We start from the raw sequence: 22,143 nt of genomic DNA on the forward strand, positions 1-22,143 counted from the left end.
GAGGTTCGGCCTGACCAATGATGTCTGGCTGGTGCCCGGAGCCGGGCTCGAACCGGCACGGTGTCGCCACCGAGGGATTTTAAGTCCCTTGCGTCTACCTATTTCGCCATCCGGGCGGCACGGTGTCGGGCAGTACAGAAATCGGGGAGTGGAGGCTGGAGTCGGAATCGAACCGGCGTACGCGGAGTTGCAGTCCGCTGCATGACCACTCTGCCATCCAGCCTCATTGAGTCGAACCATTCTAGTGAATGGAGCGGGAAAGGAGATTCGAACTCCCGACCCTCGCCTTGGCAAGGCGATGCTCTACCACTGAGCTATTCCCGCCTGACTCGAGTGCGAATTATACGGATAAGCAGGTGACTGTCAAGCGTTTTTGTAATGACCTACATCGAGTGCCGAAGATGAGGCCAGGCAGCGCGCAAATAGAGAATCATGGACCAGAGTGTCAGCACGGCGGCCGCGAAGAGCGTGACGACGGCAAGCATGGCAATAGGGGTGCCGGGGGCGAAGGCGAGCAGCAGGAAGATGGCGACCATCTGCAGTGTGGTCTTCAGCTTGCCGATCCAGGATACCGCCACGCTGCCACGTTTTCCCATCTCGGCCATCCACTCGCGTAGCGCCGAGATCACGATCTCGCGGCCGATGATTACCAGCGCGGGCAGGGTCAGCCAGATCGCGTCATAACGTTCGATAAGCAATGCCAGGGCCACTGCCACCATCAGCTTGTCGGCCACGGGGTCGAGGAAGGCGCCGAACGGCGTGGACTGGTTCCAACGCCTGGCCAGGTAGCCATCCAGCCAGTCGGTCACCGAGGCCAGGGCGAAGAAGGCCGCTGCCAGGGGCATGCTCCAGGAAAATGGCAAATAGAACAGCACCACCAGCAGCGGGATGAAGGCGATACGGGCCAGGGTCAGGATGTTGGGAATGTTCATATCGCGGAGCTGTCCTTGCCGGTGGGGAGCGTTGAGCGTTGGCGTATTCTATCCCCCTTGGCGGACATCATCCATGCAGGGCGCGATGGATTGTCTCGGCCAGGGTGGCGCTGATGCCGGGGACCCGTGCGAGCTCGTCGCGAGTCGCCTGCTTGACGCCCTGAAGCCCCCCGAAGAAGCGCAAGAGCTCGCGTCGCCGCTTGGGCCCCACGCCGGCGATGCCCTCCAGGGTGGAGGTGCGTCGCTGCTTGTCGCGTCGGGTGCGGTGCCCGGTGATGGCGAAGCGATGCGATTCATCGCGGATATGCTGGATCAGGTGCAGTGCCGGGGAAGAGGCCTCCAGGTTCAGGGTCTGATCCACGGTCTCCAGGAACAGCGTCTCGAGGCCCGCCTTGCGGGTGGTGCCCTTGGCCACGCCGAGCAGGGCCACGCCGCTGACGCCCAGGGACGTCAGCACGTCCCGCGCCATGTTGAGCTGTCCCTTGCCCCCGTCCACGACCAGCACATCCGGCGCCTGGCCCTCACCCTCCTTCGCGCGCCGAAAGCGGCGGGTAAGCGCCTGCTGCATGGCCGCATAGTCATCGCCTGGCGCGACGCCCTCGATATTGAAGCGGCGGTAATCCGACTTGCGTGGACCATTCTCATCGAAGACCACGCAGGAGGCGACGGTGGCCTCGCCGTGACTGTGGCTGATGTCGAAGCACTCCAGCCTTTTGGGCGGTGCCGCCATGCCCAGGGCGTCGCGTAGCGCCTCGAAGCGACGCGTCAGCTGGTTCTGGCTGGCCAGCTGGCCGGCCAGCTGCTGCTCGGCGTTGGTGCGCGCCAGCTCCTTCCATTGGGCACGATGGCCGCGGACCTGGTCGGTGAGCCGCGTTCGGCGGCCGGCCTTCTCGCTCAGTGCCCTGGCGATCAGATCGGCATCGGGAACGGCATGGCTGATGATCACCTCGCGGGGGATCTCGCGGGCCTGGCCCAGGTAGTACTGACTGATGAAGTCGCCCAGCAGGGCTTCTTCCGACAGGTCGAGGCCATTGGTGGGCGCGTGGTGTCGGGCCCCCAGCAGGCGGCCCTGGCGAATGGCCAGCACCGAGATGCAGAGCGCGCCGGGGCGACTGGCCAGGGCGAAGGCATCGGCGTCGCCGTCACCGGTATCGACGAACTGGCGCTGCTGAAGCTGTCGTAGTTGCTGGACCTGGTCGCGCAGCCGCGCGGCTTCCTCGAAGTCCAGGGCCTGGCTGGCGGCCTCCATTGCGGCGGTGAGCTCGTGGGTCACCTGTTCGCTCTTGCCTTCCAGGCATTGAACGGCGTGTTCCAGGTCGCGCCGGTAGTCGGCCCCGGAGATATAGCCCACGCAGGGGGCGCTGCAGCGATTGATTTGATACTGCAGGCAGGGACGCGTGCGGTGTGAGAAGACGCTGTCCTCGCAGTTGCGGATACGAAAGACCTTCTGCATGAGCGAGAGGCTGTCGCGTACCGCGTGGCTGCTGGGGTAGGGACCCAGGTAGCGGCCGTCATCGTGGCGCTGGCGAGCGCGCTTGTACTCCAGGGCCGGAAAGGGGTGACGGTCGGTCACGAAGACGAAGGGGTAGGACTTGTCGTCTCGCAACAGGATATTGTACGGGGGACGCAGTTCCTTGATCAGCGTCTGTTCGAGCAGCAATGCCTCGGTCTCGCTATTGGTGACCGTGACCTGGATGTCGGCGATACGCACCACCAGCGCCTGGGTCTTGGCGTTGAGCGCGCCGCGAAAATAGCTGGCCAGGCGCGCCTTGAGGCGGCGGGCCTTGCCGATATACAGGGTGTTACCGCCTTCGTCGAACATGCGGTAGACCCCGGGGGCCTCGCTGACGGTGGCCAGGAAGCGGCGATGGTCGAAGTTCATGGCGCGAGACTACTGCATGTTGGAGAAGCCTTCCACCAGCCCGTGGCGCAGCCCCAGGTGGGTGAGTTCCACGTCCGAGCTGACGCCGAGTTTCTCGAAGATGCGATAGCGGTAGGTGTTGACCGTCTTGGGGCTGAGGAACAGGCGCTCGGCGATAGTCGCCACCTTCTGGCAGTTTATGATCATCATCGCTACCTGCATCTCCCGGGAGGAGAGCTCCTCGAAGGGATTTTCCGGTGAATCGATGCGCGAGAGTATCAGGCGCTGCGCGACATCGGGGCTCACATATCGATGTCCCTGGAAGACCTCGTGGATGGCGACGATCATCTCGTCGTGTCGGGAACCCTTGCTGACGAGTCCCCAGGCGCCGGCATCCAGCAGGCGCTGGGCGAAGCTATCCTCCAGCCAGGCGGTCAGGACCAGAACGCGGGCATCCGGCAGGGTCTGGGTGATCTTGCGCGTGGCCTCGAGGCCGCCGATACCCGGCATGCGAATATCCATCAAGACGATATCCGGCCTCAGGCGGCGGGTCTCGGCGATGGCCTCTTCGCCGCTCGACGCCTCGCCAATGACCCGCAGGTCCTTCTCGGCATTCAGCAGGTGGGCGAGGCTGGTCCTTATCAGGTGGTGGTCATCGGCGATGAGTACCTTGATCAACGTGAATGGCTCCTGAGCGGCTCGTCAGCGGCGAGATAGCGTATTGGCAAAAGGAAATAAGAAGGCATCAATAGCGGAAAGGGTGTCACAACCGCGATCCGGAAAGATAGACGACGATAGATGGCCATGCCGTCTTTCGGGGAGGCGGGGAAAAGGGCCCGAAAAAAGGGCTTGACGGTAAGTCGGTATGGCCATATTATGTGCCTCGTTCTCGCAACGGCGAGACGGTGTGGGGCCTTAGCTCAGCTGGGAGAGCGCAACACTGGCAGTGTTGAGGTCAGCGGTTCGATCCCGCTAGGCTCCACCAACAAGTTTAGTGAAAAAGCCGCCTGGTGCCCTGCATCAGGCGGCTTTTTTCGTGGTTTTATCACGGCCCGATGTCAAGGGGGTGATGACGTTGGGCCGTGAAAGGCTCAGGTCGTCGCGTGCCAGAAAGGCTGACCCAGCGTGGGCGTGCTGGGGCTTGCCGTCTGCCGCTGCTCCATCGGCCCGGCAAGGTAGGCCGCACGGCCCGCCTCGATGGCCCGGGCGAAGGCAGACGCCATCCGGGCCGGACGACGCGCCCTGGCCACGGCGGTGTTGAGCAGCACGCCGTCAAAGCCCATCTCCATGGCCTCTGCCGCCTGGGAAGGAGCGCCCAGGCCGGCATCGATGATCAAGGGTGCCGCGATACGCTCGCGCAGGGTGCGCAGGGCGTAGCGGTTCATCAGGCCGCGCCCGGTGCCGATCGGCGCTCCCCAGGGCATCAGCGCCTGGCAGCCCGCTTCATGAAGCCGCTGGCAGAGCACCAGGTCGTCTGTGCAGTAGGGCAGTACCTTGAAGCCCTGGGCGATCAGTTCCCGGGCGGCCTCCAGCAGGCCAAAGGGGTCAGGCTGAAGGTTGTAGTCGTCGCCGATCACCTCGAGCTTGATCCATGGCGTGTCGAACAGCTCACGGGACATCTCCGCCAGGGTGATCGCCTCTCGGGCGGAGCGACAGCCGGCAGTATTGGGCAGCAGGCGGCAGCCGCTCTCGCGCAGGATCTGCCAGAAGGCATCGCCGTCGCCGCCGCCGGGGTTCTGTCGACGCAGCCCCAGGGTGATCATGTCGCACCCGGCGGCCTCGACCGACGCCTGCATGACCGCGGGAGACGAGTACAGGGCGGTGCCCAGCAGGAAGCGGCTGGTAAACGGCTCGTCATAGAGCACCAGGGCGTCGTCATGGGAAGTGTCGTCGTGGAAAGTGTCGTGACGCATCAGCCACCCCCTACCGGGGCGACGATATCGATGCGGTCGCCATCGTCCAGGGTGCGTTCGGGCCAGGTGGAGCGCGGTGCGAAGGCATCGTTGATGGCGACGGCGATGCGACGGTCGGCATATCCCCAGCGTTCCAGCGCATATGTCAGGGCACAGCCCCGGGGCAGTCGGGCGGGTTCGCCATTGAGGCTCAGGGTGATCTCTTGCATGGGAATCTCGTTATCAGGATAGGGCCATCCGGGGTGCGGTGCCGGCCAGAACGTCGGCAAAGGGCTGTTCGCCGTGGCCACGGACCGCGGCCAGCAGATGGTCGGCTACCGCGGGGGCGAGCAGGTAGCCGTGGCGGAACAGGCCATTGGCGCTGATCAGGCCGTCGTCGCAGATGACGTGGGGCAGGTTGTCGCGAAAGGCCGGGCGCAGATTGACGCCCTGCTCGAGAATACGCGCCTCGGCGAAGGCGGGAGACAGGGTGTAGAGGGCGCTCCCCAGTTCCAGGGAGGACTGCAGCGACATCGGGGAGCGGTCCTCGCTCTCGATGGAGGTAGCGCCGATCACGAAGCGTTTCCCGGGCTTGGGGACCACGTAGAGCTGGTATCGCGGGTGCATCAATCGCACCGGGCGCGATAGGCGCACCTCGTGCGTCTGCACATGCAGGGTCTCGCCGCGTACCCCGCGCAGGGTGGGGTGCCGGGGCTTGGCGCCGTGGCCCCGGCAATCCAGGACCAGGTCGAAGGCGCGCCTGCCGACCGGCGTGACAACCTCACCGGGGTAGGGCTCGACCGGGGTGTGGGCATGGCATTCGCCGCCCAGTCCGCGAATCGCCGCCAGGAGTCGCACCAGCAATTCGCGATTGTCCAGATGGGCCTCGTCGGCGAGGAAGAGGCCGCGGCGAAAGTCGGCGAGATCCGGTTCCAGCGAGCGGATGGCGGTGCTGTCCAGTGCCTGGGCGTTGGCTTCGTCGCCCACGGCACCGGACAGGTCGCGACGGAACTGGCTCAGTTCATTTTCGTCCTGGGGGTGAGCCACGATGAGACTGCCGTGAGGATGCCACAGTTCGGGCGTCTCGAGCTCGGCGAGCCAGGCGGGCCAGCGCTGCAAGGCGACTCGGCCCATCTCGAAGATGCAGGGTTCGCCGACGACGGTCTCGGCCAGCGGAGCGACCATGCCGGCGGCGGTCCAGGCGGCGGCCGCCGGGGCGTCGAGGTCGCCGGCATCATACAGGGTCACGGCGTGGCCATCGCGTAGCAACTGCCAGGCGACGAGGCGGCCGAGCAGGCCCGCGCCGGCGACGGCAAGGCGGCGTTGGGGTGAAGCGTTCATGGATGCGGCATCCAGCGGTTGGCGGTGATGATCAGGCCGGATGCTGCAAGGGGGGCGGTGTGGCACGATCTTGTTCCCTCCGCAGGCATCAACCTGATCAGGTTCAACGGGTTCGGCCGTACCGATCTCAGCCCTTGTGCACATCGCTTGGCAATGGTCAGGGCTCCCCGACAAGTCTGTTCAACATAACCAAAGAGGCCCGCCGACGCAATCGAGCGTCGGCGGGCCTCAATCATCGCGAGCCGCGATGGTGATACCGGGGCGTACTTCAGGCGCAGTCGGCGGCGCCCTCGCCAAACATGTCGAACAGCAGCTCGCGGCCCATGCCGGTCAATACGAAGCGTCGCTGGTCGTTCCAGGTCGCCGCCTGGCTGGACTCGAGGATGCGCTGACAGGCCGACCATCCATGGTGGTCGCTTTCCAGCGTCTGCAGGGCATCGTTGTCGAGGCCGCGATGGGGAACGGTGACGCTTTCGAGGACATGGCCCTGGCGGTAGAGCAGGGCGGCCATGTTGGAGAGGCACTGGCGCAGGCTGCGCTGCATGCCGAAGGTGTTGATCGAAGGGTTAGTCATGCGCCGCGTCCTTCCTGTGGGAATGTGCTGCGGCGCATTATACAACCTTGGTAGAATAAGACAAAGGTCTATATGGGGTGGCGCTACTGGCCCTCTTCGACGTTGCCGAGCAGCAGAAACTCGATCAGTGCCTTCTGGGCATGCAGGCGGTTGCCGGCCTCCTGCCAGACCACGGCTCGTGGATCGTCGAGCAGGGTGTCGCTGATCTCCTCGCCGCGGTGGGCCGGCAGGCAGTGCAGGAAGAGTACGTCGTCATGAGCACGGTCGAGCAGGGCCTCGTTGACCTGGAAGTCGGCGAAAGCCGTCGCACGCTTGGCCTGTTCCTCCTCCTGTCCCATGGAGGCCCAGACATCGGTGGTTACGAGGTCGGCGTCGGTGACCGCCTCGACGGGATCATGCAGCAGCGTGACGCTGTCGCCGGCGGCGGCGAGGATGTCCTGGCGCGGTTCATAGCCCTCGGGGCAGCAGATGCGAAGCCGGAACCCGAACTGGCGAGCGGCATTGATCCAGGAGTGGCACATGTTGTTGCCATCGCCGATCCAGACCGCGGTCTTGTCCTTGACGCTGCCGCGCAGCTCGGTCCAGGTCATGACGTCGGCAAGCAGCTGGCACGGGTGGTAATCATCGGTCAGCGCATTGATCACGGGAACGCTGCTGGCCGCGGCAAATGACTCGAGCCCGGCGTGGGAGAAGGTACGGATCATCACGATATCGACCATCTCGGAGAGCACCCGGGCAGTATCGCCGATGGGTTCGCCGCGGCCGAGCTGGGTATCCCGGGAGGAGAGGAACAGCGCATGACCGCCGAAGTGGGCCATGGCGGTCTCGAAGGAGACTCGGGTGCGGGTCGAAGATTTCTCGAAAATCATCGCCATGGTGTGATTCGGGAAGGGGGTATAGGTAGGCCCCTCCAGCTTGAGCGCATGCTTGATGGTGATGGCGCGCTGAATCAGGTTGCTCAGCTCTTCGGGGCTGGCATCCATCAGGGTCAGGAAGTGCCGAGTGGCCATGGGGTGCTCCTCGTAAAAACGCACATCCTAGCCAGCCGTCGGGGGATGCGCAACGCGCCATGGATGAGTAGAATGGCTTTCACCAAGACCTACCGTCGGGGTCGGGTATTATCCGAGCCGGCATTCGAGACCTTTGACATCCGTGACATCCATAGGGAGACGCCATGAGCACCACCCTCGAGAACATTCAGCGCCAGATCGGCGAAAACTCGATTCTGATCTACATGAAGGGCACGCCCCAGTTGCCCCAGTGTGGCTTTTCCGCTCAGACCGTCCAGGCGTTGATGGCCTGTGGCGAACGTTTCGCCTTCGTCAACATTCTGGATAACCCGGACATCCGTGCCGAGCTGCCCAAGTATGCTAGCTGGCCCACCTTCCCCCAGCTATGGGTCGAGGGTGAGCTGGTCGGCGGCTGCGATATCGTGATGGAGATGCACCAGAACGGTGAGCTCGAGACGCTGATCAAGGAAACCGCGGCCAAGCAAGATTCGGCTTCGCCGGAAGGCTGATCGGGCTTCGTTCGGAGCTGTAAGCTTTACGCTGTAAGCCCCCCCGATGAGAGACTCATCGGGGGGGCTTGTTATCTGGATCAGTATGATCAGTTGGCTTACGGCTTACGGCTTACGGCTTACGGCTTACGTCGGCTCTTCCATCCCCTGTTCGCGCTGGGTCTGAGCCCAGCCGCCGATCTCCTTGTAACGATTGACCATGGCGCAGAACAGTTCGGCGGTGCGCTCGGTGTCATAGCGGGCCGAGTGTGCCTCGCTGTTGCTGAAGGCGATGCCGGCGGCGCGACAGGCCCTGGCGAGCACGGTCTGGCCGTACATCAGGCCGGCCAGCGAGGCGGTATCGAAGCTGGAGAAGGGGTGAAAGGGATTGCGCTTGATGCCGCAGCGCGTCGCCGCGGCATTGAGAAAGCCATGGTCGAAGGCAGCGTTGTGGCCGACCAGGATGGCGCGGGTGCAGCCATGGGCCTTGATGGACTTGCGCACGGGGCGAAAGATCTCGCCGAGCGCCTCGGCTTCCGAGACGGCCACCTGCTGGCGCAGGGGGTCATCGAGATTGATGCCGGTAAAATCAAGCGCTGCCTGTTCGACGCTGGCGCCCGGGAAGGGCTCGACGTGAAATGAATGGGTCGCATCGGGAACCAGGTTGCCCTCGGCATTCATGGTCAACGTCACCGCGGCGATCTCGAGTATCGCATTGCGCTGGGAGTCGAAACCGCCGGTTTCCAGGTCGACCACTACCGGCAGGTAGCTGCGAAATCGCTGTGCCATCAGGTCGCAGGCGATCGCCTCGCTCATGCACCCCTCCTTTGTGTTTGGCCTTCATGTCACGGGCAGGTCGGCCGCGGCCCGGCTCGAATTCGCGCAGTCTAGCAGCTCGCTCCCGCTAGGTCCCGTGGACGAGCGGTATTCGAGGCCAGGTTGGCGCGCTATACTGGCAAGTCTCTCGTGTTCAATAGAAAGGAGCTCCTCGAATGTCCGATGTCAAGAAGGTTGTGCTGGCCTATTCCGGCGGCCTGGACACCTCAGTAATCGTCAAGTGGTTGCAGGAAACCTACAACTGCGAGGTGGTGACCTTCACCGCTGACATCGGTCAGGGCGAGGAGGTGGAGCCGGCTCGCGCCAAGGCGCAGGCCCTGGGTGTCAACGAGATCTACATCGAGGACCTGCGCGAGGAGTTCGTGCGTGACTACGTTTATCCGATGTTCCGTGCCAACACCATCTACGAGGGCGAGTACCTGCTCGGTACCTCCATCGCACGCCCGCTGATCGCCCGGCGCCTGATCGAGATTGCCAACCAGACGGGTGCCGATGCCATCTCCCACGGCGCTACCGGCAAGGGCAATGACCAGGTGCGTTTCGAGCTCGGTGCCTATGCCCTGAAGCCCGGTGTCCAGGTGATCGCCCCCTGGCGCGAGTGGGACCTGAACTCCCGCGAGAAGCTGATGGCCTACTGCCAGCAGCACGATATTGCGGTGGATTTCGCCGGTCAAAAGAAGAAGTCCCCCTACTCCATGGATGCCAACCTGCTGCATATCTCCTACGAGGGCGGCATACTCGAGGACCCCTGGGCCGAAGCCGAAGAGGACATGTGGCGCTGGAGCGTCTCGCCGGAAGCCGCACCGGACGAGCCGACCTATATCGAGCTGACCTACGAGAAAGGCGACATCGTGGCCATCGACGGCCAGCCGCTGCGCCCCCACGAGGTGCTCGAGACCCTCAACAAGCTGGGGGGCGACAACGGTATCGGCCGCCTGGATATCGTCGAGAACCGCTATGTGGGCATGAAGTCTCGCGGCTGCTACGAGACCCCCGGGGGCACCATCATGCTCAAGGCGCACCGCGCCATCGAGTCGCTGACCCTGGACCGTGAAGAGGCGCACCTCAAGGATGAGCTGATGCCCAAGTACGCCGAGGTGATCTACAACGGCTACTGGTGGAGCCCGGAGCGGCGCATGCTGCAGGCCGCCATCGACGAGACCCAGCACAACGTTTCAGGCGCGGTGCGCCTCAAGCTCTACAAGGGCAACGTCATCGTCGCCGGTCGCCAGTCGAAGCAGTCGCTGTTCGACGAGTCCATCGCGACCTTCGAGGACGACGCCGGCGCCTATGACCAGAAGGATGCCGAAGGCTTTATCAAGCTCAACGCCCTGCGCCTGCGTATCGCCGCCGGCAAGGGTCGTCAGCAGGATTGATGCCGCGGGGCGCCCCGTGCGCCCCGCTGTCATCCTCGCGGGTGCGACGGCAGGTACGCCGGGCGGATACACAAGGAGCCGCATCATGTTCAAGAAGCTTCTCTCGGGGCTGTTCGGGGCCGGCGGTAACGACGCTACCTCGAATAATGCGCCGGCCGCCGAGCCGGTGGAGCACAACGGTTTTCTGATCATCTCCGAGCCAGCGCAACAGAGTGGCCAGTATCGGGTCAGTGGCTGGATCCGCCGCCCGCTGACCGGCGACGGCGAGGAAGAGGCGGACGAGGTGTTCGAGCATCGCTTCGAGCGTTCGGACATGGTGCCCGACCGCGAAGCCTGCGATGAGCTGATGATCCGCAAGGCCCGGCGCTTTATCGACGAGACGGGCGACGACATGTTCGCCCGCTAGTGCCGCCGGCCGTGCGCTTCCTGCATCGTGCCTCACCGTGGCGGGTGCTGTTTGCCGGAGAATCCCTGCCGGCACCCGACAGCCTGCCTGACCTGCTCGCGCCCTTACGCGAGGCCCTGGCCATCCTGGGGCCCCATCCCGACCTTGCCGACACCTACGCCTGGCAATCCACCCTGGTGGAGGCGTTGGTGCGTCTCGACCTGCCTGCCTGGCGCATCGCCCAGTTGATCAGCGACCACAACGCCACGCTCTACCGCCGTGCCATTCGCCTCGCCGAGGCCGAGATGTGTAGCCAGGGATGGGGGCCTGCGCCGGTGGGCTACTGTGTGCTGGTGCTGGGTTCCGGCGGCCGCCACGAGAGCCTGCTGGGTCCGGATCAGGATAATGCCATGATTATCGAGGAGTATCCGGATGCTCGGCATGTCGAGATCGACGGTTACTTCCAGTCGCTGGGGGAGCGCTTTACGGCACGCCTCGATGCCGCCGGGATCCCCCTGTGCAGCGGCCATGTCATGGCGCGGTGGCCGATGTGGCGAAAGCGCCTCTCGGAATGGCAGCGCCAGCTCGAGATATGGAGTGCCGAGCGTCGAACCAAGCGGGTGCAGCAAGCCAATATCCTGCTCGACTTCACGCCGGTCTGCGGTGACGAGGCGCTGTCCGATGCGCTGCGTGACTGGGTGGCGCAGCGGCTTCCCGGGGCGGGGCTGTTCCTCGACGAGATGGGGGCGCTGTTCGATGAACAGCCGGTGGCCCTGGACCGTTTCGGCAGGCTGGCCGGTTCGCTGGAAGGCGCGCCCCACGAGCGGGCGCTCAACCTCAAGCATCAGGCCGTGCTGCCGCTGGTGGCCGCCGTACGCCTGTTGTCGCTGCGCCACGCGGTGCGCGAGACCGATACCCGGCGGCGGCTCGCCGCCCTGGTCGCCTGCGACGCGATCGACGCCGAGACCTGCCGTGGGCTTATCGCCGCCCATGACCGGCTGCAGGCCCTGTTGCTGTCCGAGCAGCGCCATAATCTGGCGGCCGGCCGTGCCGCCGATGGCTGGGTGGACCTGACCCGCCTGGGCGAGGACCAACGCCTGCTGCTGCGCCACGACCTACAGCGGATACGGGCGCTGCAGCGCCAGGCCTAGCCCGGCTCCGCCGTATCCGGGGGTGCCTCGGGAAGCTCCATGATCAGGCAGGCGCCCCCCAGGTTGGGAGCCTTCTCTGCCCAGAGTCGGCCGCCCAGATGGGCGACGATCCCGCGGCTGATGGGCAGGCCCAGGCCACTACCACGGGGGCGCCCGTGGCGCTTGTCGGGGGCTTGCTCGGGGTCCTGGATCTGGTGAAACTTTTCGAAGACCCGCTCGCGCTCCTCCTCGCCGATGCCGGGGCCGTTATCCTCCACCATCAGCTGGTAGTGGCGCTTGTGCGGCAGCAGGCTCAGGCGCACCTTGGCGTCGTCCCCTGACGCGAACTTGCCGGCGTTGTCGAGCAGGTTGATGATCACCTGCTCCAGGCGGTCCGGGTCGCCGACGACCGGTGCCTTTTCCAGTTCTATCGCCACCTCCAGCGTCACGCCGCGATCGGCCTGCATATGGTGCACGGCGTCGATGCTGTGACGGGCCAGGGCGACCAGGTCCAGGTGCTGGGGGTTCAGGGTCAGGCGCCCGCTTTCCAGGCGCGCCAGGTCGAGGATCTCCTCGATCAACCGCGAGAGACGCTGGCTCTCCTTGACCACCACATCGAGGAAGTGCACGCGTTTCTCGTCGGGCAGATCGCTGCTGTCGCGCAGGATCTCCGCGAAGGCGCGGATCGAGGTGAGCGGGGTGCGAAGCTCGTGACTGACCATGGCCACGAACTCATCCTTGAGCCGGTCGAGTTCGCGCAGGCGTTCATTGGCGGCGCGCAGCTCCTCGCTGGCCTGAGCCAGTTCGCTGGATTTCTGCTCGAGTCGCCGGTTGATCTCCAGGGTCTCGGAGGTGGTGTCCAGGATGCTGAGGATCGATTCCAGGTCCAGGGCTTCGCCGCGTACCACCGAGTTGATCAGGACCCGCGCCGAGGCGTTGCCCAGGGCCCCGGAGAGGGCCTGTTCGGCGCGGGCGATCTGGGCGGGGGTCGCCGGTTGTTCGGCGTCTCTCTCCCGGGGTTCGATGTCGGCGAAGACGCGTGCCGTGGTTCCCGTTCCCAGGTAGCGGTCGAGCAGGCTGCGCAGCTCGCCGCGGGTGGTCTGGCCGTGCCAGAGCGAGGTCTCCAGCAGGTTCGGATGCAGCGCCTCGGTAAACAGGGCCGCCTGGGTCTGTTCGAGCGGCGATTGGCGGCTGAACAGCGAGACCCCGACCAGCAGGCCGAGATTGGCGGACAGGCTCCACAGCAACGAGTGGGTATAGATATCCCAGTCCTCCAGGCCGAAGAGCGCATAGGGACGTAGCCAGTCGATGCCGAAGGGGCCCAGCTCGAGGAAGGCATCATCCAGCCAGCCGGATTGGGCGAAGCCGGGGATCAGCAGCGTCCATGCCCAGACGAGGGTGCCGGCGATCAGACCCAGGGTGGCGCCACGGCGGTGCGCGCCGCGCCAGTACATGCCCAGCAGCATGGCCGGGGCGAATTGGCAGGCCGCGGCGAAGGACACCAGCCCGATGGTCACCAGGCTGTACGCATCGCCCACCAGGGCATGGTAGAGATACCCCATCAGCAGGATCAGCACGATCGCGACCCGGCGGATGCCGAGCAGCCAGCCGGCCAGTTCGCCGCTGGCGCTACGGTGCAGGCGACGGGTGCGCAGCAGCAGCGGCATGATCAGCTGGTTGCTGACCATGGTGGAGAGCGCGATGGTCTCGACGATGACCATGCTGGTTGCCGCGGACAGGCCGCCGATGAAGACCAGCAACGGCAGGCCCTCGAGGCTCGCCGAGAGCGGCAGGGTAAGCACGAAGCGATCGGGGTCGGCGTCTCCCATCAGCAAGAGCCCGGCCATGGCGATGGGAATCACGAACAGGTTGATGGCCAGCAGATAGAGCGGGAAGAGCCAGCTGGCGCGGGCCATATGACGCTCATCGACGTTTTCCACGACCAGTACCTGAAACTGGCGGGGCAGGGAGAAGAAGGCCAGCAGGGCCAGCACCAGCATGCCGACCCAGCCGGTGGTGCCGCCGGGCACGGCATCCAGTCCCAGGCGGCTGGCAAGCGCCGGGGTGGCCGCGACCCGGGCGAAGAGGTCGCCGGGGCCCTGGAAGAGCACGAAGACGGTGAAGATACCCACCGACAGGAAGGCCACCAGCTTGACCAGCGACTCGAAGGCGATGGCCGCCACCATGCCTTCATGGCGCTCGCTGGCGTCCAGGTGACGGGTACCGAACAGGATGATGAATACCGCCAGCACCAGGGCCACCCAGAAGGACTTGTCCAGCCAGAAGGGCTCGTTGGCCAGGCGCAGGTCGCCGGCATCGGGATAGTTGACCAGCACCGCATGGGTGACGGTGATGGCCTTGAGCTGCAGGGCGATATAGGGCGTGATGCCAATCAATGCAATCAACGCCACCAGGGCGCCCAGGCTCGAGCTCTTGCCGTAGCGGGCGCTGATAAAGTCGGCAATCGAGGTGATGCGCTGGGCACTGGCGATACGCACCATCTTGCGAATCAGGAAGGGGGCCATCAGCATCGCCAGGGTCGGTCCCAGGTAGATCAGCAGGAAGCTGGGGCCGAACTGGGCGGCGCGGCCCACGCTGCCGTAGAAGGTCCAGGCGGTGCAGTAGACGGCGATGGAGAGCGCATAGACGTTGGGTGAGCCGATCAGCGAACGCCCCTGTTCGGCGCGGCGGTCACCCCAGGCGGCGATCAGGAACAGCAGCGCCAGGTAGCCGAAGGCGACGCTCAGGACCACGACCTCGCTGCGCATGGCTCACTCCTCCGGAGGCTTGCGTATTGTCGGGCTCTCCATCAGCCAGGCGGCGAGCCCGATCACCAGGCCCCAGGCGATAAACAGGTAGAGCGGCAGCCACGAGATCGCCAGGGCGCGGTCCGACACCAGCACCAGTGGCGGCGTGAACAGCAGCGCGGCCAGCACGATCAGTGCCAGCAGTCGTTCGCGGCGGCGCGGGGCGCTCAGCACGGTCGTGCCTGGTGGTCGGCGGGAGTGGTCATGAGGCGCAGGCATCCTCCTTGCTCAGGGCGCTGTTCTGCAGGGCCAGGGCCTGTTCCAGGGTGTCGATGCCCCGGGCCTCCAGGCGAGGCAGCAGCGACAGCCAAAGTTCGGCGGTGACCCGGGCGTCGCCCAGGGCGGTATGGCGGGTGCCCGGCGGGAAGGCGAGGTCATAGCGTTGGGCCAGGCTGTCCAGGTCGTGACCATCGAGGCTCGCATCGAGGGCCCTCGAGATCAGCAGGGTATCGAGTACCGGCATGTCCAGGTCGATGCCGGCGCCCGGGGGTTGCAGGGCCAGCAGGTCGAAGGCGGCGTTATGGGCCAGGATCACCGCCTCGCCCACGTAGTCGCGAAAGCGGGGCAAGGCCACCGAGAGCGGTGGAGCGCCGGCCACGGCGTCGTCGGTGATGCCGTGGATGGCGGTGCTGGCCGGGGGTATCGGCTTGCCCGGGTCGACGTAGAGATCGAAGGTTTCACTGGCCAGGAGTCGCGCGTTGACGACCCGGCAGGCGCCGATGCTGATCACGGTGTCGCCGCGGCGCAGCTCCAGGCCGGTGGTCTCGGTATCGAAGGCGACCACTTCCAGGGCGCGCAGCGGCCGGGCGGCCAGCGCCGCGTCGGGAGCCGGCAGCTCGGCGATGCCGAAGTCGTGGAATTCGGGGCGGGGCGGGGCGGCCGGGCGGGGGGCCCCGACGCGCTCGGCGGCGTGGAGGGGCAGGCGCAGCCGGGCATGCCGGCCATCGTCATCGGCCAGGCTCCAGATATCGCTGGCGTGCTGGTGCAGCACGTCGACGACTCTTGGGTTGAGGGGCAGGGACGCCAGGCGCTGTTGCTGCCAGTCGCCGAGCCGGCCCTCGGCAAGCGGGGCGCCTTCCCAGATCAGGTCCAGGTAGACCCGCCGGTTGCCCAGGCATACCTCGCCCTCTAGGGGCGTCTCGCCGAGCGTGGCCTTCAGGACGTCGAGGAGCGAGTCCAGCAATACCAGCAGGGCGCTGGCGTCGCCCTTCAGCCAGGCCGGCATGCCCACCGCCGTCAACTGACGCGTGGGCGGAAGGCGCTCATTGAGGCCGTCCCAGAGATCATTGGACCACAGCGGCACCAGGCGCTCCCCCTCCTGCTGCATGCGCTCGACCAGGGACGCCAGGGCCTCGATATCCACGCCCAGCGCCTGGCTCTCCTCCTCGACCACCCGCTCCAGCCGCCGGCGCATCTCGCCGGCGCCCTCGGGAAGGGCGGACAGCGCGTCGGCGGCGCTGGTCAGGCTGGCGCCATGGCGGCGCAGTCGCGGCAGGCCATCGAGCAACTCGGCCCGCGCGCCCATCTCGCTGGTCCAGGCGGCGGTGGTGTCGGTCAGGGTCAGCAGGGTCTCGCCATGGCTGCCGGGCACCCGGCGCAGCGTGGCGCGCAGCCAACGCTCGCCGCTGGGGACCAGTACCTCGCGGGGTGCCCCACTGGCGGGCAGCTGGCTCAGGGCATCCTGCAGGCTCGAGGCCGGCAGCAGGGCCTCCAGGCGCTTGCCCAACCCCAGGCCGGCGTGATCGTCGAACAGTGTCTCGGCGGCCTGGTTGAACAACAGGATGCGGCGATGGTGGTCGCACAGCAGCAGCGGCGTGTCGAGCACCTGAAGCAGCGTCTCGAGTTCCTGGCGAATGCGTGCGGCGCTTCTGGCGCCTTCGGCATGGGCGGTGGCCAGGCGGGAACGGTCACTGCGCCAGGCCTCGCGAACTCGCACCAGGTCGGGCCCCAGGGCCCGTAACCAGCCCTCTGGCGGGTAGTCGTCACTGGCGTCGGGATTGGCCACCAGCCGCGCCAGCTGCACCTGAAGGTGGCGCAGCGGCGTGAAGAGCTGACGTTCGAGAAGCAGCCCCACCAGGAAGATGGTGCCACCACCGGAGAAACAGCCCGCCCATAGCACGAGGCGGGCGACTCCCTGGGGCTGGAAGAGGGTGTCGAGCCATAACGCGAAGGTGGCGCCGCCGAAGACACTGATACCGCTGAGCAGCAACCACAGGCCGATCAGGCGCTGGCGGCGGGGCAGGCCGGAGGAGCGACGCGCCATCAGGACACCTCGCTGAGCAGGGACTTGACCTTCTCCACCAGGGCCTGGGTGGAGAAGGGCTTGGTGACATAGTCGTCGGCGCCCAGGGCCAGGCCCTTCTCGCGTTCCACTTCGCGGCCATGGGCGGTCAGCATGATGATGGGCAGGCGGGCATGGGTTGTATCGCCACGCAGGCGTTCGAGCACATCGAAGCCACTGATGCCGGGTAGGCTGATGTCCAGCAGCACCAGATCCGGCGCCCCCTCCTGGACACGCGACAGGGCGCTTTCGCCGTCCTCGGCGGTGACCACCTCGAAGCCGGCCTGCTGCATCAGAAACTCAAGCGACAGGACGATATTGGGCTCATCGTCTACCACCAGCACCTTGGCCATGACGCACTCCTGATCATTATCATCGTTGTTGAGGTCAGTCTAAGTGGCCGTTGAGGGCCGGGCAAAGACGACCTTGGCACAAGGCGGGCGCCGTCGACGTGCTAGGCTGGCGTTTTACCGATTGCCGGAGCCGTCGACATGATCGAAGTCCACCACCTGGAAAACTCTCGCTCGCAGCGGGTCATATGGCTGCTCGAGGAGCTGGGCGTCGACTTTCGGGTCGACACCTATCCCCGGGACCCCGAGACCCAGCTGGCGCCGGCCTCGCTGCGCGAGCTGCACCCGCTGGGCAAGTCGCCGCTGATTCGCGACCTTGCCCGGAGCGAGCGAGTGCTCGCCGAGTCCGGGGCGATTCTCGACTATCTGGTGGAGCACTACGACTCCCGGGGATGCCTGGCGCCGGCGAGGGGCACTGAGGCTCATGAACGCTACCGTTTCTGGATGCACCATGCCGAAGGCTCGGCGATGCCGCCGCTGGTGATGCGCCTGGTGTTCTCGCGGCTGGGCCAGCCGCCGGTTCCGGCTGTGATGCGTCCGCTGGGCCGGCTGTTTGCCCGGGGCGTCGAACGGCAGTACCTGGGGCCGGAGACCCGGCGCCTCGTGGGGTTCTGGGAGGGTGAGCTCGCCTCCCGGGGGCCATGGTTCGCCGGCGAGGCCTTCAGCGCCGCGGATATTCAGATGAGTTTCCCCCTGCTGGCGCTGGAGTGTCGCGGGGGGCTGGCCGAGGCTCCACGGCTGGCCGACTTCCTCGCGGCCTGTCGCCAGCGTGAGGCCTACCGACGCACCGTGGCGCGTATCGGCGAATTCGGTCTGGAGTAAGGTTGGCCTGGAGTGAGGCCGGCAGGGCATGCGCCTCGGCGAAGAAGCCGTGGCGCGTATTGGCGAATTTGGCCTGGAGTGAGGCCGACCAGGAACAAAGTCGGCAGGACGCGAGCAGTAGCCGAAGTTGAGTGCAACTTTCGTCGTGCCCGGGTGACCTCGGCTATCAACGAGATAGACGTCGCACCCATAACAGACGAAGATTATTCAGCAACTGAAAAACCTGTAACCACTTGCCACGTCTACTGCTAGGAGTGCGCCATGAGTGCCATCCTCGTCATGGTCCTGGGTCTTGCCGCGATGGCTGCCGGATACTTCGTGTATTCGAAGTTTATCGCCGAGAAGATCTACCGACTGGATCCCGACTTCAAGACGCCCGCCCACGAGTACGAAGACGGCGTCGACTTCGTGCCTACCAATCGCTATGTGCTGTGGGGGCATCACTTCACCTCCGTGGCCGGCGCGGCCCCCATCGTGGGGCCTGCTATCGCCGTGATCTGGGGCTGGCTCCCCGCCTTCCTCTGGGTCGTGTTGGGGACCATCTTCTTTGCCGGTGTCCACGATGCCGGGGCAATCTGGGCCAGCGTGCGCAACCGGGCCAGATCGGTCGGTGCCCTGACCGGCGACGTGGTAGGCAAGCGCGCCCGCAGCATCTTCATGATCGTCATCTTCCTGGTGTTGTTGATGGTCAACGCGGTGTTTGCCGTGGTGATCGCCGGCCTGATGATGAAGTTCTCCAGCGCCGTGGTCCCGGTGTGGGGGGCCATCCTGGTCGCGCTGGTGATCGGCCAGTTGATCTATCGGCGCATGATAAGCCTGCCGATGGTCTCCATCGTGGGCGTGATCGCGCTCTATGCCCTGATCGGTATCGGGCCCTCGGTGCCTCTGCAGATGCCGACGGAAGTCGCGGGTGTCTCGGGGAACGCCATCTGGATCGTGCTGTTGTTCGGGTATGCCGCCATTGCGTCGCTGTTGCCGGTCTGGGTGCTGCTGCAGCCGCGGGACTACATCAATGGCCTGCAGCTGTTCGTGGGTCTGATCGTGCTGTATGGCGCGATCATGCTGCTCAACCCGACCATGGTGGCCCCGGCGTTCAACGATAACGTCCCGACCGGCACGCCCTCGCTGATTCCGCTGTTGTTCGTGACCATCGCCTGTGGCGCCATCTCGGGCTTCCACGGCCTGGTGTCGTCCGGCACCACCTCCAAGCAGCTCAACAAGGAGACCGACGCCCGCTTCGTCGGCTACTTCGGTGCCGTGGGTGAGGGCATGCTGGCGCTGGCCGCCATCCTCGCCGCGGCCGCGGGCTTCGCGACCCTCGGCGACTGGGAGGCGATGTATACGGCCTTCGGTCAGGGCGGCGTCAACGCCTTCGTCGAGGGGGGCGCCTTTATCATCTCCAACGGCCTGGGCCTGCCCGAAGCCACGGCGGCAACCCTGCTCACCGTGATGGCGGCGCTGTTCGCCGGTACCACCATGGATACCGGCCTGCGCCTGCAGCGCTATATCTTCCAGGAGTGGGGCGAGATCTATCAGCAGCGCTGGATGCAAAAGCCGGCGATCGCGACCCTGCTGGCCGTGGGTAGCTGCCTGCTGCTGGCCTTCGGGGCCGGCGGGGCGGATGGCTCCGGCGGGCTGATCATCTGGCCGCTGTTCGGCACCACCAACCAGCTGCTGGCCGGCCTGTCGCTGCTGGTGGTCACCGTGATGCTGGTGCGCCTGGGTCGGCCCATGTGGTACACCCTGGCACCGCTGGCCTTCCTGCTGGTGGTCACCATCATCGCGTTGCTGCTGCAGTTGAGAAGCTTCTTCGACCAGGGCAACTACTTCCTGCTTGTACTGGATATCGTGGTGCTGGTGGCCGCTATCCTGGTGTCGCTGGAGTGTGTGTCGGCCCTCAAGCGAATCAGGAACGAGGCGCCTGCCGAGCAGGAGTGAATCCCCCATCCTCAGGAGTCACAGGATGAGCAACGACCACGAAAAGGGTCGCCAGGCTCGTCTCGAACGGATTCGGGCCTGGCTAAGCCAGGCCCGTTTCTTCGCGGAGGAGGTTTACTCCTCCCCCTATCGGGGCGCGATAGCCCGCGCCCGTCGAGACGAGGACGACCTCTTCATGCTGCTGGTGTTCTCCGAAATGATGGGAGTTCCCAATCCGGCGGCCTACTACACCCTGGAGCTACAGCCCCTGTTGCTGGAACGCTTCCACGACTGGCACCAGCGCATGGGCATGGAGCGCTCGCCACTCGACCACTTCAAATGTTGTTGAGGGTTCAATGAAAGAACTTCTGGAAAAACGTCTGCTCTGGGTGGGCGGCAAGGGCGGGGTCGGCAAGACGACCGTCGCCGCGGCCCTGGCGGTACTCGCTGCCCGCCGCGGGCGCCGGGTGTTGGTGGTCTCCACCGATCCGGCACACAGCTTGGGCGATGTTTTCGACCGTGAGCTGGGGGATGAGTCGCGGCGGCTGCTGCCCAACCTCGACGCCATGGAGATCGACCCCGACGCCGAGGTGGAGGCCCACCTGGCCCGCGTCACCGCCCAGATGCGCCGCTATGCGGCACCGGAGATGATGACGGAGCTGGAGCGCCAGATGCGCCTGACGCGACAGTCGCCGGGCACCCAGGAAGCGGCCCTGCTGGAACGGTTGTCACGCCTGATCACCGATGATGCCGGGGAGTGGGACCTGATCATCTTCGATACGGCCCCCACCGGTCATACCCTGCGCCTGCTGACGTTGCCCGAGGCCATGGCGGCCTGGACCGATGGGCTGCTGGCCCATAACCGCAAGTCCGAGGAGCTGGGCAAGGTGCTGTCCCACCTGACCCCCAAGCGAGGCCAGGATGTCGCGACCCCGTTCGATGATCCCCACGAGGATGGCCTGGCGGACCTCGATGACAAGACTCGTGACGTGGCCAGGACGCTGAGGGATCGACGGCGCCTGTTTCATCAGGCACGCCGGCGCATCGAAAACGCGGAAGAGACCGGCTTCATGTTCGTGCTGACCCCGGAGCGGCTGCCGATCCTCGAGACGGCGCGCGCCGTGGCGACCCTGGAGGAGGCTCATGTACCGGTGGCGGGCACCCTCGTCAACCGGGTGATTCCGCCGGAGGCCGATGGCGACTTCCTCAATGCTCGCCGCGAGCAGGAGGCTACCTACCTCGAGCGTATCGACGAGGTGCTGGGCCATCTGCCGCGCCCGCGGCTGCCGTGGCTACCCACCGATGTGCAGGGCATCGAGATCCTGGAGCAGCTGGCCGAGCGCCTGGAGGCGGAAGGCTTCTAGGCCGTCGGGACGCCATAACCCCGGGCCGGGCTAGAGCTCGGTCTTCTCCTTGTATTCACACAGGTCCTCGATCACGCAGCTGCCGCAGCGCGGCTTGCGAGCGATACAGGTATAGCGACCGTGAAGTATCAGCCAGTGGTGGGCATCCTGGCGAAACTCCCGGGGCACGTGGCGCAGCAGCTTCTTCTCCACCTCGACCACGTCCTTGCCCCGGGCGATGCCCGTGCGGTTCGAGACCCGGAAGATATGGGTATCCACGGCGATGGTGGGCTGGCCGAAGGCGGTGTTGAGGATCACGTTGGCGGTCTTGCGCCCGACGCCGGGCAGCGCCTCGAGGGCGGCGCGCGACTTGGGTACCTCGCCGGCGTGTTTATCCACCAGCAGGTGGCAGGTCTTCATCAGGTTCACGGCCTTGGTGTTGTACAGGCCGATGGTCTTGATGTGCTCCTTGAGGCCATCGAGACCCAGGTCGATGATCGCCTGGGGGGTATTGGCCACCGGGAAGAGACGCGCCGTGGCCTTGTTGACGCCCACATCGGTCGCCTGGGCGGAGAGCAGCACCGCGGCCAGCAGCTCGAAGGGGGTCTCCCAGTTGAGCTCGGTGGTGGGGTGGGGGTTGTGCTCGCGCAGTCGCGCGAAGATATCAAAGCGTTTCTTGGCGTTCATGGCAGTCCGTGGCGATGGAAAGGCGGCGTTGCAGCACTATCCGGGGCTTACCCGGCGACAGGTCACCTTCCTCCTCTTCGACCTGTCCCCGGCGCCCCTACCCTTGGCAG

Annotated in this window: 22 protein-coding genes, 4 tRNA genes and 1 riboswitch; of the genes, 9 read left to right on the forward strand and 17 right to left on the reverse strand. The window is 65.7% G+C overall.

The window, feature by feature from the left end:
* Positions 1–29 precede the first annotated feature (29 nt).
* From Q358_RS0107240 to Q358_RS0107265, 6 genes are all read right to left on the reverse strand, one after another.
* Positions 30–116 (reverse strand) — tRNA-Leu (locus tag Q358_RS0107240).
* A gap of 33 nt (positions 117–149) precedes the next feature.
* Positions 150–223: transfer RNA gene (locus Q358_RS0107245), tRNA-Cys, on the reverse strand.
* 26 nt (positions 224–249) lie between these two features.
* A tRNA-Gly gene (locus tag Q358_RS0107250) sits at positions 250–324 on the reverse strand.
* A 59-nt stretch (positions 325–383) separates the two neighbouring features.
* The gene (gene pgsA, locus Q358_RS0107255; protein WP_027961440.1) at positions 384–932 is read right to left on the reverse strand and encodes a CDP-diacylglycerol--glycerol-3-phosphate 3-phosphatidyltransferase; all 549 of its coding nucleotides are present in this window, start codon (positions 930–932) and stop codon (positions 384–386) included.
* Positions 933–999: 67 nt separating this feature from the next.
* Complete coding sequence (gene uvrC, locus Q358_RS0107260) at positions 1,000–2,814, reverse strand: excinuclease ABC subunit UvrC (protein WP_027961441.1); 1,815 nt, start codon at positions 2,812–2,814, stop codon at positions 1,000–1,002.
* Between the two features lie 9 nt (positions 2,815–2,823).
* The gene (locus Q358_RS0107265; RefSeq protein ID WP_027961442.1) at positions 2,824–3,471 is read right to left on the reverse strand and encodes a response regulator; all 648 of its coding nucleotides are present in this window, start codon (positions 3,469–3,471) and stop codon (positions 2,824–2,826) included.
* Between the two features lie 231 nt (positions 3,472–3,702).
* Here Q358_RS0107265 and Q358_RS0107270 point away from each other — a divergent pair.
* Positions 3,703–3,778, forward strand: a tRNA-Ala gene (locus tag Q358_RS0107270).
* Positions 3,779–3,884: 106 nt separating this feature from the next.
* Here Q358_RS0107270 and Q358_RS0107275 read toward each other — a convergent pair.
* From Q358_RS0107275 to argF, 5 genes are all read right to left on the reverse strand, one after another.
* On the reverse strand, positions 3,885–4,706 hold the full coding sequence (locus Q358_RS0107275) for a thiazole synthase (RefSeq protein ID WP_051530232.1): 822 nt from the start codon (positions 4,704–4,706) through the stop codon (positions 3,885–3,887).
* Complete coding sequence (gene thiS, locus Q358_RS0107280) at positions 4,706–4,915, reverse strand: sulfur carrier protein ThiS (RefSeq protein WP_043487838.1); 210 nt, start codon at positions 4,913–4,915, stop codon at positions 4,706–4,708. Before thiS ends, Q358_RS0107275 begins: the two co-directional genes overlap by 1 nt.
* 13 nt (positions 4,916–4,928) lie before the next feature.
* The gene (gene thiO / locus Q358_RS0107285; RefSeq protein ID WP_043487840.1) at positions 4,929–6,026 is read right to left on the reverse strand and encodes a glycine oxidase ThiO; all 1,098 of its coding nucleotides are present in this window, start codon (positions 6,024–6,026) and stop codon (positions 4,929–4,931) included.
* Positions 6,027–6,083: 57 nt separating this feature from the next.
* Positions 6,084–6,206, reverse strand: a riboswitch (TPP riboswitch).
* A gap of 88 nt (positions 6,207–6,294) precedes the next feature.
* Positions 6,295–6,600 (reverse strand): hypothetical protein, encoded by a 306-nt coding sequence (locus Q358_RS0107290; protein ID WP_027961446.1) that lies wholly within the window; start codon positions 6,598–6,600, stop codon positions 6,295–6,297.
* An 83-nt stretch (positions 6,601–6,683) separates the two neighbouring features.
* Positions 6,684–7,610, reverse strand: coding sequence for an ornithine carbamoyltransferase (argF, locus tag Q358_RS0107295; RefSeq protein WP_027961447.1), 927 nt, complete (start codon positions 7,608–7,610; stop codon positions 6,684–6,686).
* 164 nt (positions 7,611–7,774) lie between these two features.
* Here argF and Q358_RS0107300 point away from each other — a divergent pair, with 164 nt between their 5' ends.
* On the forward strand, positions 7,775–8,119 hold the full coding sequence (locus Q358_RS0107300) for a Grx4 family monothiol glutaredoxin (RefSeq protein WP_027961448.1): 345 nt from the start codon (positions 7,775–7,777) through the stop codon (positions 8,117–8,119).
* Positions 8,120–8,245: 126 nt separating this feature from the next.
* Here Q358_RS0107300 and rnt read toward each other — a convergent pair whose 3' ends face one another.
* A complete protein-coding gene (gene rnt / locus Q358_RS0107305; protein ID WP_027961449.1) occupies positions 8,246–8,914 on the reverse strand; it encodes a ribonuclease T in 669 nt (222 codons plus the stop codon).
* 176 nt (positions 8,915–9,090) lie between these two features.
* On the opposite strand from rnt, the gene Q358_RS0107310 reads away from it, so the two are divergent.
* The 3 genes from Q358_RS0107310 (at position 9,091) to Q358_RS0107320 (ending at position 11,847) form a co-directional block, all read left to right on the forward strand.
* Positions 9,091–10,311, forward strand: a complete 1,221-nt coding sequence (locus Q358_RS0107310; RefSeq protein WP_027961450.1) for an argininosuccinate synthase — start codon at positions 9,091–9,093, stop codon at positions 10,309–10,311.
* Between the two features lie 85 nt (positions 10,312–10,396).
* Positions 10,397–10,717, forward strand: coding sequence for an HlyU family transcriptional regulator (locus Q358_RS0107315; RefSeq protein WP_027961451.1), 321 nt, complete (start codon positions 10,397–10,399; stop codon positions 10,715–10,717).
* Between the two features lie 11 nt (positions 10,718–10,728).
* The gene (locus Q358_RS0107320) at positions 10,729–11,847 is read left to right on the forward strand and encodes a DUF294 nucleotidyltransferase-like domain-containing protein (RefSeq protein WP_027961452.1); all 1,119 of its coding nucleotides are present in this window, start codon (positions 10,729–10,731) and stop codon (positions 11,845–11,847) included.
* Here the strand turns inward: Q358_RS0107320 and Q358_RS0107325 are convergent.
* From Q358_RS0107325 to Q358_RS0107340, 4 genes are read right to left on the reverse strand one after another with little or no spacing between them, the layout of a single operon-like run.
* Positions 11,844–14,594, reverse strand: a complete 2,751-nt coding sequence (locus Q358_RS0107325) for a sensor histidine kinase (RefSeq protein WP_027961453.1) — start codon at positions 14,592–14,594, stop codon at positions 11,844–11,846. The genes Q358_RS0107320 and Q358_RS0107325 overlap by 4 nt on opposite strands.
* A 3-nt stretch (positions 14,595–14,597) precedes the next feature.
* Positions 14,598–14,807 carry a hypothetical protein gene (locus Q358_RS0107330; RefSeq protein WP_027961454.1) on the reverse strand — a complete coding sequence of 70 codons (210 nt, stop codon included), beginning with the start codon at positions 14,805–14,807 and terminating at the stop codon, positions 14,598–14,600.
* A 28-nt stretch (positions 14,808–14,835) separates the two neighbouring features.
* Positions 14,836–16,896 (reverse strand): exonuclease domain-containing protein, encoded by a 2,061-nt coding sequence (locus tag Q358_RS0107335; protein ID WP_027961455.1) that lies wholly within the window; start codon positions 16,894–16,896, stop codon positions 14,836–14,838.
* The gene (locus Q358_RS0107340) at positions 16,896–17,267 is read right to left on the reverse strand and encodes a response regulator transcription factor (protein WP_027961456.1); all 372 of its coding nucleotides are present in this window, start codon (positions 17,265–17,267) and stop codon (positions 16,896–16,898) included. The genes Q358_RS0107335 and Q358_RS0107340 overlap by 1 nt, the downstream gene beginning before the upstream one ends.
* Before the next feature lie 138 nt (positions 17,268–17,405).
* On the opposite strand from Q358_RS0107340, the gene Q358_RS0107345 reads away from it, so the two are divergent.
* From Q358_RS0107345 to Q358_RS0107360, 4 genes are all read left to right on the forward strand, one after another.
* Positions 17,406–18,086, forward strand: coding sequence for a glutathione S-transferase (locus tag Q358_RS0107345; protein WP_027961457.1), 681 nt, complete (start codon positions 17,406–17,408; stop codon positions 18,084–18,086).
* Between the two features lie 261 nt (positions 18,087–18,347).
* Positions 18,348–20,024: a carbon starvation CstA family protein gene (locus Q358_RS0107350; RefSeq protein ID WP_027961458.1), complete on the forward strand. Its 1,677-nt coding sequence runs from the start codon at positions 18,348–18,350 to the stop codon at positions 20,022–20,024.
* A 25-nt stretch (positions 20,025–20,049) separates the two neighbouring features.
* Positions 20,050–20,352: a cory-CC-star protein gene (locus Q358_RS0107355; protein WP_027961459.1), complete on the forward strand. Its 303-nt coding sequence runs from the start codon at positions 20,050–20,052 to the stop codon at positions 20,350–20,352.
* 7 nt (positions 20,353–20,359) lie between these two features.
* Positions 20,360–21,367 (forward strand): ArsA family ATPase, encoded by a 1,008-nt coding sequence (locus Q358_RS0107360; protein ID WP_027961460.1) that lies wholly within the window; start codon positions 20,360–20,362, stop codon positions 21,365–21,367.
* A gap of 30 nt (positions 21,368–21,397) precedes the next feature.
* Here Q358_RS0107360 and nth read toward each other — a convergent pair whose 3' ends face one another.
* The gene (nth, locus tag Q358_RS0107365) at positions 21,398–22,033 is read right to left on the reverse strand and encodes an endonuclease III (RefSeq protein ID WP_027961461.1); all 636 of its coding nucleotides are present in this window, start codon (positions 22,031–22,033) and stop codon (positions 21,398–21,400) included.
* Between the last annotated feature and the right edge of the window lie 110 nt (positions 22,034–22,143).

The organism is Halomonas halodenitrificans DSM 735, assembly GCF_000620045.1.
Taxonomy (GTDB): Bacteria; Pseudomonadota; Gammaproteobacteria; order Pseudomonadales; family Halomonadaceae; genus Halomonas; species Halomonas halodenitrificans.

What these genes read in the sequence shown, in the direction of transcription:
- pgsA (WP_027961440.1), bottom strand. Translation starts at nt 932, where the DNA reads ATGAACATTCCCAACATCCTGACCCTGGCCCGTATCGCCTTCATCCCG.
- uvrC (WP_027961441.1), bottom strand. Translation starts at nt 2,814, where the DNA reads ATGAACTTCGACCATCGCCGCTTCCTGGCCACCGTCAGCGAGGCCCCC.
- Q358_RS0107275 (WP_051530232.1), bottom strand. Translation starts at nt 4,706, where the DNA reads ATGCGTCACGACACTTTCCACGACGACACTTCCCATGACGACGCCCTG.
- thiS (WP_043487838.1), bottom strand. Translation starts at nt 4,915, where the DNA reads ATGCAAGAGATCACCCTGAGCCTCAATGGCGAACCCGCCCGACTGCCC.
- thiO (WP_043487840.1), bottom strand. Translation starts at nt 6,026, where the DNA reads ATGAACGCTTCACCCCAACGCCGCCTTGCCGTCGCCGGCGCGGGCCTG.
- Q358_RS0107290 (WP_027961446.1), bottom strand. Translation starts at nt 6,600, where the DNA reads ATGACTAACCCTTCGATCAACACCTTCGGCATGCAGCGCAGCCTGCGC.
- argF (WP_027961447.1), bottom strand. Translation starts at nt 7,610, where the DNA reads ATGGCCACTCGGCACTTCCTGACCCTGATGGATGCCAGCCCCGAAGAG.
- Q358_RS0107300 (WP_027961448.1), top strand. Translation starts at nt 7,775, where the DNA reads ATGAGCACCACCCTCGAGAACATTCAGCGCCAGATCGGCGAAAACTCG.
- rnt (WP_027961449.1), bottom strand. Translation starts at nt 8,914, where the DNA reads ATGAGCGAGGCGATCGCCTGCGACCTGATGGCACAGCGATTTCGCAGC.
- Q358_RS0107310 (WP_027961450.1), top strand. Translation starts at nt 9,091, where the DNA reads ATGTCCGATGTCAAGAAGGTTGTGCTGGCCTATTCCGGCGGCCTGGAC.
- Q358_RS0107315 (WP_027961451.1), top strand. Translation starts at nt 10,397, where the DNA reads ATGTTCAAGAAGCTTCTCTCGGGGCTGTTCGGGGCCGGCGGTAACGAC.
- Q358_RS0107325 (WP_027961453.1), bottom strand. Translation starts at nt 14,594, where the DNA reads ATGCGCAGCGAGGTCGTGGTCCTGAGCGTCGCCTTCGGCTACCTGGCG.
- Q358_RS0107335 (WP_027961455.1), bottom strand. Translation starts at nt 16,896, where the DNA reads ATGGCGCGTCGCTCCTCCGGCCTGCCCCGCCGCCAGCGCCTGATCGGC.
- Q358_RS0107340 (WP_027961456.1), bottom strand. Translation starts at nt 17,267, where the DNA reads ATGGCCAAGGTGCTGGTGGTAGACGATGAGCCCAATATCGTCCTGTCG.
- Q358_RS0107345 (WP_027961457.1), top strand. Translation starts at nt 17,406, where the DNA reads ATGATCGAAGTCCACCACCTGGAAAACTCTCGCTCGCAGCGGGTCATA.
- Q358_RS0107350 (WP_027961458.1), top strand. Translation starts at nt 18,348, where the DNA reads ATGAGTGCCATCCTCGTCATGGTCCTGGGTCTTGCCGCGATGGCTGCC.
- Q358_RS0107355 (WP_027961459.1), top strand. Translation starts at nt 20,050, where the DNA reads ATGAGCAACGACCACGAAAAGGGTCGCCAGGCTCGTCTCGAACGGATT.
- Q358_RS0107360 (WP_027961460.1), top strand. Translation starts at nt 20,360, where the DNA reads ATGAAAGAACTTCTGGAAAAACGTCTGCTCTGGGTGGGCGGCAAGGGC.
- nth (WP_027961461.1), bottom strand. Translation starts at nt 22,033, where the DNA reads ATGAACGCCAAGAAACGCTTTGATATCTTCGCGCGACTGCGCGAGCAC.